The following is a 13510-nucleotide window of genomic DNA, read 5'->3' on the forward strand; positions in this document are numbered from 1 at the left end:
TTCAAGCGGCTGGTTGGGCGGCACGAATCCGGAGGGCGGTCGGCGGCACCTCGACGATTCTCCGTTGTGCCGCCTACCGCGACGCAGGGCCCGTGTGGCTTATTCCGTTTAGTCCGGCCGCGTTGCAGCGTGTTTGGCCAGGAAGGTCGCGATCCCGTGGGTACGCGGGATCGCTTCCGTGACCGCCTCATGCGAGACCGTCCCTGCGTCGAGTAGACGGGTCAGATCGTCTTCCCAACGCAGCAGGCGATGGGCGGTCAGGAACTCGTCCACCTCCGTGAACCCATTGAGCGCCCAGACGTCTTGCCCGTTCGCGATGTAGATGTCAGCGACCGATTCGATGCCGCCGCTCGTAGGAATGTCGACGATGGCCGAAATGGCGATGATACGGTTCAGCAGGCTTTCCTGCCCCGTGGCTCCACCGAAGCGGGCGGAAGCCATGAATACCTGTGAGAGGTCACTGCCGTAGTCCCACTGATAAGCAGCGCGTCCTTACTGACCTCAAGCAGCTGGTCGGTCCGGGTGTAGCTCGGGGGCGTAGATGATCCGTCGATACCCTTACGCGTAAGCGCTTTCGATCGACGGAAGGTACGGCAGCGCACGAATGGCTTCCGGCACATCCCAGTCCTTCGATGGGGTGGACCGGTGCCGGGGCATCACACGTGCCGCAGGACCCACATGCTCCGTCAACGAGAGCAACGCCGCCACGAGATGAATCGCTGCATGGTCCTCTATAGCGCCCGAGCCGAACAGAACAAGGCCGTTCGCGCGGGCCGCCAGAGAATGGGAATGTACGCGCGGCCACCGGTGGTTCTCTTTGCCAACACGATCCGACACGGCAATTGTGCAGCAGCCTGCTGCACAGTTGCCGTGGTTTCATCTATGCGCTTTGCTCCGACTCGGCCGCTTCAAAGCTGACTGTGTGGTGTACCACAGCAATGATAGATATCAAGCCCTTTAACACGAACATTCGATAATTTGATCTATGCGAAGTTTGATCTCGCGACGCTCTCGGACTTGCCGAGCGATGCGAGCAACGCATTCAATGCTTTATACGGGGACCGTGAATGACGCAATTTGGTATCAAGCTCCACGCAGTCAAAGCCTCACGACCGACTGCCGACGAAGATGAACCCGTTCTTACCTTGGATCGCCTTCGATACAATCAGGCGCGAGGAATCGAGACGAATTTCGTAACCGACAACAATCTGATGATCGAGGTTGATCGGGCCTGCGAGGTTGACCGTCCTGCGACAGACGCCACGCTCGCCGAGCTCAAACTGTTGGAGTGGGTCGATTTCCTGCGGCAATGTGATCGACAAGGCTTACGCTATGGGATGACTCCATTCTTCGCCTATTCGGAAATGCCGGCGCATCTAGCGCAGTCACGCGCCGCGCGACTTCACCGGTTTGCTCACAAATTCGGTTTGATTTGGCACGACGAGGAACCTGATCCAGATTTTTCTGGCTTGGGTCGAACCGACCTGACTTTCGAGGGTCTCGATGGCGACCAGCAAGCCATTCTGGCTTTATCGTTCAGCGCACTCCTGCTCATGCTCGTCGTCCATCGGGACGGTGCCGAATTCTCGTCACTAGGAAAATTTCGGAGATATCTCCGGGAGTACAAAAAGCTGATTGGCACTGTATCGTTGAGGGAGATTGCAATAGCACGCTATGTTTTTGCGACGCAATCGGAGTGTTCAGGGGCCCACGACCATGTGCGCAGTCGAATCGAAAAAAACTTCGCGCGCAGGGATGGAAAGAAGCCTCGACACGCAGAGGACATGTGCGCGATTGCGCTCAACGGGGCGTTTGATCTCCTCCTGTTCAATGCGATGAACATCGCAGATACCCAGGGGCTGAATGGTCATGGGCTAGACTGCTGGCTAGTCACGTTTGACGGCAAGTTGAAGGAGTACAACGATTTGTGCTTCAACGTGAGTGCTGGGACGGGGCAGGCAGGCTTGCTCACTAGCTTCACGACCCACGCGGAGGACTCCGACTACTGGCGGCAGACTAGCGGCGAGTTACAGACCTTTGCTATCGAAGGTAGCAAGCGCGTAGTCAGAAGCATGATGCAACGCGCGATGGGTATCGACGATAGCGACGAGATTGCTAGGAAAATCGCGGCCTTGCCAAGCAAGGCCCATTCAATCATCTCGCTCGCAAAAGCTGGCCTGGTGTGACAAGGAAAGCATGACGATCCCTGGTCCACGGTGAGGTAATCCATGCTGCCGGAGCCGCGGTCGAACCGGCCCACCTTAGGACGGTGGATTTTAAGTCCCATGCCTACAAAGTCCGGGGAGCCGCGCGAGCCAATGCATCGAACGCCACGCGTGCCGTTTGCCGCGTGTTCCCGCGACATGTTCGTCGGGGGTGCTGCGCTCGCGGATATGTCGCTCCGGATGAATGAAGTTGCGGTTGTCGCACAGCCCGCAGGCGAAGTTTTCGATGGCGTCGTCGTGGTAACCCGCAATGCGTGGTGCGGCGTGTGTCCGACATCGCGTTGCGCTGGGGATTCAACGACATGTCGCATTTCAGTCGCGCGTTTTGCGAACGGTTTGCGATATCGCCGCGCGCATGGCGCGAACTGCGGCGAACGGGTGAGCGGCTGCAGGGGTGAGGGTTGGCGGACGTTTGCCGTATCGGGCTTGATGCGGTGGAAAGCCACGTGACGCGCCCCGGCCTCCCGAGAATATCGATGCCATCGAGAAGAGGTTAATTGCCGTATTTTCTTGCCTATGGGGTCGATTATATGCAGAGACGCAATTTCATTAATTTGAATAAAACTTTTAAAGAGTCTATAGTATTGGTGGTTTATATGTTAATTGATGGTTCGATATTTGTACTGAATTAAATCGGGTGATGTGTGAGGTGGTATTAAAATCACGTTGGACGTGGCTGGTTTACCGAAAACAGCTCGAAGATATTGCCGAGTCCAGCAACAATCATTCTACTTAAACGGGGATCGATCTCTGTGCCGGAAGGAAAACAGAATAACCTGAATATCCCTGGCAGACTTCCTGCAGGTGGAATGCAGACCGCCGGAACCCGTCTGCCGTCGACCAGGCGCCGTTTCTCTCGCTTCCACATTTCGTACACGCGGGCTCATACGTCCGGGCGTCCCCCGCTGTTGCCGCTTCAGCACATACCTGACGGCCATCCGTCTTCCCGTTTCGAACACCTGTGATGGCTCGTCTCTTGCTTCTATCCGGATCTTGGCGGTCAAACGCCGGCGGTCGACATTCAGCCTTCGACTATCGCAGCGACACGCCTTCCAGTCGTGAAAGCAAATCGCAAAAATGCACCGAACCGGGCAGTCATGCAACGAGCTTTCAGGGCCAAGCCGGTAAGGACTTTACGAATCGCCGTCGATTCGAAAGCGCTCGCGGGCGTCCAAAATTTTTTCAAACCGACCTTGATATTTGATCGTCGGTCGCACATCATTCGTACCACAAGAAAAGACGGCTGCATTTTTTTGTTCAACCGCAATGAAACGGGGACCAAAATGGCGCTGGAAATCCTGAGTCAAAATGTGGTGTTGAACGGTGGCTCGACACCCTTTAACTTCAATAATCCCGTCACGCAGTTTCTTGCCGGAATCGCGTCGTTTCAGCTGTCGTTCGGCAGCAGCGACGACCACCACTTCGAGCAAATGAGCATTCTGCTCACGACGGGCAAGCCAAGCAGTCAGCAAATCACCGTCGGCGCGGCGGTCGTGCTCGACGACGCATCGGGGCATCCGATCGACAAGGAGGCGTCGTATGTCACGGTCTCGGTGATTGCGTGGACGGGCGCCCCCACATCGAAGGTGTTGCTGAGCCCGCCTTATGCGGTGGCCGATCACAACCAGAGCCCCGGAATCCTGCTCCCCGGCACGCCGAATCCGGTCCTGCAGGCCACGCTCGCCGGGTTCTACCTGAGCTACGGCAACACGGATCATCATGTGGAGACCGTAACCGTATCGGTCGGTGCATCGTCGCCGATCAACAATACCTCGTCGATCTCGGCGACCGCCGCGATGCACGACGCGTCCGGCAACGGTGCGGCGAATCCGACAGCGACCGGCTCGCTGATCGCGACGTCGATCAATGATCCCGGTTTCGTGGTCGTACCGTATCAGGCACAAGTCGGTACGGGCGAGACGTCGATCCCGATGGGCGCCACGATCACCAATGGGGTCAGCTTTCTGACCGGATTCCAGGCGCAATACCCGAACGCCGAGGATCACCACGTGCGCACCATCGGCGCCGGCCCGAACCAGACCCGTGTGGACCCGAGCAACCATTCGCATGCGCAGACCAGTGGCGTCTGGGCCTGGATGTCCGACGGGTCGAACAATCACCAGGACGACAAAAACAGCTACGCGAGCATCGTCGTAGTCGGTCTCGTCGGTTGACGGGCGGGGGCGCTCGCCCCCGTTTGCCCGCACGCGCCGCACCCGGCGCGCTCATCTCGCTCATCTCTCTCAAGGAGAGTGCCATGCCTGCGGATGCCACCAATTCGCAGATCCCGGCCATTCGTACGTTCCAGTTCGATTCGAGCAGCGTCGGGGATCTGAGCAGCAGCGTCAACTTGTTTCGCGGCGACATCAACTTCACGCAGACGCTGCTGTCGATGCCGGGACGTACCGCCGGTGACAATCTCGACCTCACGCTGTCACTGCTCTATCAAAGCAACGTGCACGAGGGCTCGATCACGTGGAACCGCGATGCGCCGACCGGCGCGCTCGGCCTTGGCTGGACCATGCCGGCGCCGACCATCGTGCTGAACGACGCGGGCTCGCTGATGCCGGCCACCCGCAGCTACTGCTACGTGAGCCAGAGCATCTCGACCGATCTCGCGCGCGAGCCGACGACGCCGTTCGTTTTCTCGATGAATGGCACGATCGCCGATTCGCTCGTCAACGGCGGCACGGTACCGGCCGCGGTCGTCGCCGCGTTCGGCGCGAACGGCCTCGTGCTGTCGCCGGCCTCGCGCGTATCGTCGACGGGTGCGTCCGCGTGGCAGCTCGCCGACGACGCCAATCAGCAGCTGTACGAACTGGCGCTCGACGGCGCGGCGCTCAACGTGTTCGACGGCGGCGAATCGTATCAGCTCGTCAACTACGAATTCTGGAAGATCCTTTACTACGCGTGCTACGAGCGCTGGGTGATCGTCAAGGACAACGGGCTCAGGCTGTCGTTCGGCGGCCTGAGCGCGAACGTGGGCAACTATGCGGCATCGGTGGGCAACAGTATCGAATGGGGCGTGCGGTGGGCGTCGGGGAACGGCACGTCGGGCGCACCGGTCGCGCTGTGGCAGGGCAGCAGCGGATCGACCGACGGCCAGTACCAGTACGCGCGCGCGTGGCATCTGAGCGCCGTGACGAACCCGTGGGGCGACGGCATCGCGTATCGCTACAACGACTGGCCGCGCACGAGCGCGGGGTTGCTGCCGAACGTCGAGCAACTCGTCGGTGCGGGCGGGCTACCTTACACCAAGGCCTGTTATCTGACCGGCATGACCGATGTGTTCGGCCGCGAGGTCGTGCTGCAGTATGGCGACAAGATGTGGGCCAACACGACGCCGCAGAGCCCGCGCGAATACGCGGATTCGCACAAGTCCGTGCCCGACACGCAGCCGAACGCGTATCAGGACCGCTACGAAACCTTGTATCTGCAACGTATCGCGGTAGCGGACGCCACCGGCGCACCGCTGTTCAGCTTCGCATTCGACTATCGGCCGTCGAGCCCGGCGGGTGGCGCCGGTAGTCCGGTCGCGAACGTCACGTCGCACACCGGCGAGCTGTTCGGCGACACCTGCAAGCGCTTCCTGACCGGCATCGTGCTCAGTAACGCGGCCGGCGAAAGCCTGCCCGGCCTCGCGTTCGACTATTACTTCGATGCGACGGCAACGGGCGCGAGCCCGGGCGCGCTCAAGTCGATCACGTACAGCGAAGGCGCGACGGCGACCTACGTTTACACGAAGCAGGCGCTCGACATCTGCGATCGCTCGCTTTCCGTGTCGCCGCCGACGGGCACGTTGTTCGCGGGGGCGACGCCGCGCGTGTTCTTCGGCAAAGGCTACGCGGTCGTGACCTGGTACGGGACGGCCAGCGGCGCACTGTCGGTCGAGGTGTACAGCTGGCTCGGCAGCTGGCGGAAGTGGCAGCCGACGTCCGACAGCGTGCTGTTCAGGAATACCACGGGCCTCGATCTGTCGTCGCTCGAGGTGGTCGCCTGCGAGGATTTTTTTGCGCTGTCGTTCGCGCCGGGCTCGGCCAGCAACAGCACGACCGTCTATATCTTCCAGGCTGACAACGCCCGTCCGGCCCAATGGATTCCGGCCACGATCAACGGCGTCGTGACCGGCTACAACACGCCGAGCCTCACGTATTCGAGCCCGAGCGGCAGCGTGTCGCTCACGGGCGGCGACACGTTCCTGATCGCGGCGACGACCGATGTGGTCCACGAGACCACGAGCTACGACCGCGTCACCTGGCGGTGGCCCGATGCCGCATGGACGGTCGAGCACTTCACGGTGCAGGCGCTGGCCCTGGCGGTCGCGTGCAACGAGTATTACCTGCTGCTCGACATGCAGGGCAACGTGTCGCTGTTCGCGCTCGACGCCTGCCTGAAGTGGGGCGCGGCAACCCGATCGCAGATCGGGAATTTTTCGGCGTCCAGCCCGTCGAGCGTGACGCTCAGCCCGTCCGATTCGTTCGTCGCGGTCAGCAACCTGCTCAGTACGAGCGACACGCAGATCTCCTATACGGTGACGATCGTCCAGTGGGACGCGCTGTATCGGCCCGTCTTGCCGATCAAAACTCACACGTTCGACGACCGGATCGACAGCGAGGATCCGGGCGTCCAACGCATCGCCGGCTCGATCGGCAACGAACTCGTCGCGGTGGCCGGGCATGTGCTGCGCTTCAACGGCAAGACCTGGCTCGAGAACAACACGCTGCAGGCGGAGAGCGCGCCGACCGGCCTCGAGCAGCGCTATGCCTATGGCCCGGACTATGCGCTGAGTATCCTCGCGTATCCGAACGGCGGCGGCGACACCACCGCGCAGGTGCTGTCGTTCGATCCGAACACCGATTTCGGCGCGTGGACACGCAAGCCGGCCACGCCCGCACAGACGCTGCCGATCGACTTCAGCGAAACGTCCAATTGGCCGTCGGGGGGCGGCACGGACTGGCTGACGCTCGGCCAGTACCTGTACTTCCGCGGCCACGCGTGCGAATGGGATGGCGTCGTCGGCCATACGCCGTGCGCGGATATCCAGTCGCGCGTCAACGAAGCGCTCGGCGGCGACGGCAATTACGTGCTGAATGCCGAAGCCGTGATCGACGAGGCGCCGCAGTTCCTCGCGTATTTCGTCAGCGACAGCACGTCGCCCGAAAGCGATCAGGCCGCGGCGACGCTGCTGCGCAACGGGCGCGTGTCGATCTCCGCGCAGGCCTTCGCGCAGGAGCGCATCTACACGGCCGACGAAGGCGACGTCGGCGCTGGCACGTATCCTGGCGGCGCCGGGATGTTCGTCGCGTATCCGGGCGCGGACGGCGATTTCGACAACGCGTCGCGGATCATCCTGCACAGCTACGCGGGCGACGCGGTCGAAGGCCGTCTCCACCACTACGCGGTGACGGGGCTGTCGATCGACAACGGGCTCGGGCAAACCAGCGCGACCTGTTTCGCGCCGGAGCCGGCAACCGCTGCGTGCGATCCGACCGGCCAGGTATTCAAGTACTACACGTCGATCGTCTATCCGGGCACTGGCGATCCGTCCCGGCCGCAGTTCGGGCGGACCGTGAACCGCTACCTGAACGGGCTGAACGTACGCGACGGCAGCGATTTCTACGACATGCTCGACGGACAGCTGCATCAGGTCGACACCTACGACACGACCGGCGCGCTGCTGGCGTCCACGACGACGCAGTGGAAGGTGTACGTCGCGCGCGCGGCGTCGCCGACCGATCCGGGCGCGGGCACGCTGAACCTGAAGGGCGGCTTCCTGTGCCGGACGACGCAGACCACGATCGAAGACGGCGTGACGAGCAGCCAGACGGCGCGCTACGTGGGCGATGGCTTCACCGCGCCGTTCTCCGGCAACGTCGTCGGCACCGACACCACGACGTACGGCGGCACCGGGCAGCTCGAGACGTTCAGAAACACGACCCTCTATGCGTACGAGATGAACGACCCGGCGCCGGCCGCCGCGTTGCTCGCGCAGCACCGGTTCGGCGATATCGCGCAGAGCGTCACGCACTGGCGCCGCGACGGCGGCGAAGCCGTCGTGTCCCAGGCGTCGGCGAGCACCTACGCGCTGTTCCCGTGCGTGTACGACGGCGTCGTGGTGCCGGCCCAGGCTGGGAAATTCATCCGCAGCGCCGACGGACGGGTGCCGTTTCCGTTCACCGGACGCGATGCGGGCGCCGCGCCGCAGGGCTGGCTGCCATCGACCGCGACGATCGCCTGCACGCCGTACGGTCAGCCGACGGAAACCCGCGATGCAATGGGCGTCGCGCAATCTACGCTGTACGGCACCGATTCCGCGTTCGCCGTCGCGCTGTTCACGAACGCGTCGGTCGCCCGCGGCGAGTGCGCGTATTACGGCTTCGAATCGTACGAGACGGGAAGCGGGTGGAACGTCAACGGCTGCCGCTCGGTGGTCGGCGACGCACACACGGGCACGACGAGCCTCGCGCTCGCGCCGAACGGCGAAGGCACGGTGTCGGTGCAGCTTTCGCCGGCCAATGTCGACGCCACCTATCTGCTCGGCTTCTGGTACAAGACGCCGGCCGGCTTCACGCCGGTGGCCGGCGCGGGTTTCACGGCGACGCTCAGCGTCGACGGCACGGCGGGTACGCCGCGCTTCGCGCCGTTCGCGGATTCCGGTGGCACGTGGGTCTACTGCACGCTGGGCATTCCGGTGACGGCGGGGCAGGGCAGCGTCACGCTCGCGGTGGCGGCGGCCAACGCGAGCAGCGACGTCGTGCTGCTCGACAACGTGTTCGTCACGCCGCTCGTCAGCAAGATGACGGTGCGCGTCTACGATCCGTCGTACCGGTTGCTGACCGCGACGCTCGATGCGGCCGGCACGACGATGCAGCGCCGCTACAACGCGTTCCAGCGGCTGACCGCGACGATCGGCACCGACCAGCAGGTGAAGACGATGTCGATCGCGTTCCTGTCGCGCGAGGGCAATGCCGGCGGCAGGTTCGATGCCGCCGCGCCGAACGCCGATCTGTCGGTGAGCCCCGATCTCGGTGGCACGCTCGAGACGTTCATCACCGGCGACGAGTGGCAGCAGCGCTGGGCGGCCAGCAACGTCGCGACGAACTGGCGCTGCTCGGGCGGCGCGCTGCAGCACACGGCGGCGGCAAACGACACGCTGACCTGGCAGGGCGGCAACTTCGGCGGTGCGTCGACCACCGCGTTCTATGTTGAGATCGCGGCACAGGGCACGCTCGCCGGTGCGGTCGGCGTGACGTTCGGCGCCGGCTATTCGATCGGCTACGATCCCACCGCCGGGTTCTCGTTTGCCGCACCGGACGGCAGCATCGTGCAGAACCCGCTCGGCGCGCCGCCGAACCTGCCAGTGCAATGGCTGCTGGTGCTCGGCAACGGCCGCGTGGCGTTCTTCGGCGACGGTCAGTTGCTGTTCAGCACGGCTGTGAACGCCGGCGATCCGGCCGCGATCCGCCTGTCGACCGGCCCGAATACGCTGGCGCTGACCAACGTCGCGATGCTCGCCGGCGTGCGGCTGGCGGTGGCGTTCCGCGACGGCGCGGGGCGCAAGCGCCAGACCCAGCAATGGTTGGGCAGCGACGCGGTGGTGTCGGCCACGATCGCCGATGCACTCGGCCGCACGATCGCGATTACGCGCAGTGCGCCGGCCAGCTTCGGCGGCGGCGCGACGCAGCCGCTGTTCGGTTATCGCGCGAGCTTCGTCGATGTCGGCGCGTTCCTCGCGGCGACGCAGGATACGTGGGCGATGACCGGCGACGTCGCGGACTACTACGCCGGGCAGAACGACGGCGTCGCGAGCCGTTCGAACGACCAGGGCTATCCGTACTTCGGCTATCGGTTCGAAGCATCGCCGCGCACCCGGCGCATCGAGCAGGGCGCGCCGGGCAAGGCGTACGCGGTGCACGATCTGGCGAGCACGACGAGCGCGCAACGCCAGACGACGCAAATCGCGTTCGGCGCGAATACGACCGGCGCGTTCGATTTGCCCGCGAACTATGTCGCGCAGACGGTGACGGGGCCGGTCAAGAACCAGTTGCTGCGTCTGCGCGACACGCACGGCCGCGAAGTCGGATCGAGCATCAGCGACCGTACGGGCGCCGTGTCCGGGCAGAGTCTCGCGAGCGTCGATTTCTCGGCAACGGGCAGCACGACGTCGATCAGCGAGCCAAACAGCTTCACCGATTCGCCGCAGCAGGATCCGGCCGCATACGTGTCGGCGCTGCAGCGCGACGGCGCGGGCAGAACGCTCGAGTCGACCGATACCGACAGCGCGGGGACCGCGTTCATCTGCGATCGCAGCTCGCGCGTTCGCTTCGTGCAGCCGGCGCTCGATCCCGATACGCTCGGCTTCATCTACTTCAAATACGACGCGCTAGGCCGCGTGACCGAACAGGGCACGGTCGCGCAGCCGTGGGACGAATCGACGCTGAGCGCGCATGCGAGCGACCCCGGATGGCCGGGTGGTGACGTGCCGTTTACCGTGGTCCGTCGCAACGACTACGACGGCAACGGCAACGACCCGACGCAGATCGGGCGGAAGACTGCATCGGTCGCCTACAACCTCGCGCCGTCGAATATCGCCGGCGCCAGGCAGGTGCAGGTCAACGAATCGTTCACGTACGACGCGAACGGCCGCGTCACGGCGGCGACGCTCGCGGTGGACGGGCTGCCGGCGGCAAGCGGCGCGGTCGGCTACGCGTACAACAATCTCGATCAGATCGTTTCGATCGCATATCCGTCGTCGTCACCGCTCGCGAACGTGTACTACCGGTACGATCAGGCGGCACACGTGACGGGCATCGGCTCGTCCCCGACGACGCCGACCGACATCGCCTCGTATGCGTACACCCCCGACGGCGATATCGAGCAGGAGATCCGCAACGGCGGCACGCTCGCGGCTGCATACGGCTATGCGTCGCCGGGCTGGCCGGTGTCGCAGACGGTCGCCGTCGCCGGTCGCGGCAGCGCGTCGTTCGCCATCGGCTACGGCTATTACGCGAACGGGGCCCCGCAATCCCGCACGATCTCGCTGGCGTTCGACACGCCGAGCACGTCGACGACCGCGTTCAGCTACGACGCACAGGGCCGGCTGGTCGATGCGTCGGTCGACGATGCGTCGACAGGAAGCGAGCAGGTCGGCCAGTACGACGCGAACGGCAATATCTGGTCGCTGACGCAGGATGGCGGGCAGGCGTACGCGTTCGTCCATACGGCGGGCACGAATCGGCTCGACACGCTGACGATCGACGGCGGCGCGAGCACGTCGTTCACCTACGACGCACGCGGCAACCTGACCGACACCGGCACGATGACGCTCGATTACGACGCGGCGACCAACATGGTGCTGGGCGTCGCGTCGGCGAACGGCGGCATGACGCAGCAGTTCGCGTACAACGGCGTCGATCAGCGCGTGACGCGATTGCGCGGCGGCGCAACGCAGGCCGACGTCTATTTCAACGGCCTCGGCAGGCGCCCGTTGCTGGCGTTGCTCGGCGGCACGTGGTCGGCGTTCGTCTACGGGCCGACGGGGCTCGTGGCCGCGGCCAGCGATCAGCGTTATTTCCCGTTGAAGGATGCGGCGCAGAGCATCTGGGCCGTCGTCGACAGTCAAAACCAGCTCGTTGCCCGATTCGCGTATCGCGCGTTCGGTTCGCTCGCATCGAGCGACGGTCCGAACCAGGCCGCGGTGCCGTTCCGTTTCATGGGACGCGAATACGACGACGCAAGCGGGCTTTACAACTTCAGCGCGCGTCTGTATTCGCCGGGGCTGAGGCGGTTCCTGTCGGCCGATTCGGCACGCCAGACCGCGAGCCCGTACCTGTTCGTCGGCAACAACCCGCTCGTGTTTGCCGATCCGTCCGGCAACAAGATGACCGTCGGCGAGCAGGTCGGCATCGGCATCGGGATGGCGGCCCTGATGGTCGCCGGCCTCGTCCTGAGCTTCTTCACGTTCGGCGCGGCGGAAGCGCCGGTGGCCGTGCTCGAGGAGGGCATGGCCGACGGCCTGGTGGCCGGCGAGGCGGGCGGCGATGCGCTCGTCGACGGTGCTGCATCCACGGCGTCCGCCGGCAGTTCGACGGCATCCTCGTCGGCGTCGTCGTGCTTCAACATCACGTTGTCGACGACGTCGAAGCTCGCCGCCACGAGTGCGAACTTCCTGACGCAAGTCACCACGAACACGATGTTCGGCGTCGGGTTTTCGGGCTTCGAATACGACTGCCGGCCCGGCAACGAATTCACCCGCAAAGGCTTTGCGCAGGCGCTCGAGATCGGCGCGGCTAGCGGTGCGCTATTCGGTGCGATGTCGTTCGGCTATGCGACGTTGGCCGCGGATGCGATCAAGGCGATACCGAGCCTGTTGGCGCGAACCGGGATCAGGATGCTGGTGAACGTCACGGAGGGCATCGCGGCAAACGACTTGACGCAGATGGCGACCAACGGGATCGAGCACAAGCCGTGGAGCCTCGGACTCGCGGAAGCGACGTGGACGGGCGCCGTGGGCGGCCTGCCGTTCGGGATCGGCGACGTGCTGCTGAACGACGGCAAGACGATGTGGGACCAGGCAAGGAGCCAGTTTTCCGATCGCGTCGGCAGTGCGCGTGTCGGTGAGCCCGCTCCGTCAGGATTGCCCGGCACGCAGGCACAGGACGAAAAGACACCGCTCATCCGGGCCCGCGCGGACTCCAGTGACGGGACGCATCTGCTGTCGTCGCCTTCGCTCAACTCTTCGTACGGCACGATGGGTACGCAGTAGCCGCGGTCCGGCGCGGCCGGCGGTCTCGATCGGGGGCGAGGCCGCCGCTTGCAGTCTGACTGCGATACCAAACTCAGATCGGCAGATCGCGTTGAGCAGTGCTGTCGACCGGCGTCCGCCTCGTGTAGGTGAGGATGGCTACCTTCCGTTCCGACCGCCTTTTACGCGTCTTTCAGCCAAGGCATTTCCACGGGTGACACGACCAGTTGCCGGAATTCGCGTTTCAGATCGAAGATGAATCCGACCAGAAGCATCGACTCGGCGTAAGGAATCGGAAAGACATGCGGATTTTCCGGAGTACGCAGCGGACGCTCGGGTGTGTCCGCTGTCGCCGCTGCGTTCTCGCGAACGCTTTCCAGTTCGTCGGCCATGGCCGGGCCACCGACTTTCAGCACGCGGCTACGCAAGTCGCTGAAGGGCTCGATGCGCGCAGCGTCTTCGTGATATTCGGGCACTTCGTAAACGAACCAGGACATTTTCGTCTCCCATGAGAAGGGGCGCCATTCTAACGCTGCTACGG

General features: G+C 63.9%; 5 protein-coding genes and 1 pseudogene. 4 read left to right on the forward strand and 2 right to left on the reverse strand.

What is annotated here, in order from left to right; genetic code table 11:
- Positions 1–108 precede the first annotated feature (108 nt).
- Complete coding sequence (locus DIE23_RS40305; protein ID WP_260436136.1) at positions 109–441, reverse strand: hypothetical protein; 333 nt, start codon at positions 439–441, stop codon at positions 109–111.
- A 626-nt stretch (positions 442–1067) separates the two neighbouring features.
- Between DIE23_RS40305 and DIE23_RS22010 the strand changes: the two genes are divergently transcribed.
- The 4 genes and pseudogenes from DIE23_RS22010 to DIE23_RS22025 all read left to right on the forward strand — a co-directional run bounded on the left by DIE23_RS22010 (position 1068) and on the right by DIE23_RS22025 (position 12990).
- Positions 1068–2186, forward strand: a complete 1119-nt coding sequence (locus DIE23_RS22010; RefSeq protein ID WP_124614064.1) for a hypothetical protein — start codon at positions 1068–1070, stop codon at positions 2184–2186.
- 299 nt (positions 2187–2485) lie between these two features.
- A pseudogene (locus tag DIE23_RS22015) lies at positions 2486–2623 on the forward strand (helix-turn-helix domain-containing protein); the annotation flags it as partial.
- A gap of 699 nt (positions 2624–3322) precedes the next feature.
- Positions 3323–4399, forward strand: coding sequence for a hypothetical protein (locus DIE23_RS22020; protein WP_124614065.1), 1077 nt, complete (start codon positions 3323–3325; stop codon positions 4397–4399).
- A gap of 83 nt (positions 4400–4482) precedes the next feature.
- On the forward strand, positions 4483–12990 hold the full coding sequence (locus tag DIE23_RS22025; RefSeq protein WP_124614066.1) for an RHS repeat domain-containing protein: 8508 nt from the start codon (positions 4483–4485) through the stop codon (positions 12988–12990).
- Positions 12991–13151: 161 nt separating this feature from the next.
- On the opposite strand, the gene DIE23_RS22030 is transcribed toward DIE23_RS22025, so the two are convergent.
- On the reverse strand, positions 13152–13466 hold the full coding sequence (locus DIE23_RS22030; RefSeq protein WP_124614067.1) for a helicase: 315 nt from the start codon (positions 13464–13466) through the stop codon (positions 13152–13154).
- Positions 13467–13510 lie beyond the last annotated feature (44 nt).

Source organism: Burkholderia sp. Bp9143 (genome assembly GCF_003853645.1).
Classification (GTDB): domain Bacteria; phylum Pseudomonadota; class Gammaproteobacteria; order Burkholderiales; family Burkholderiaceae; genus Burkholderia.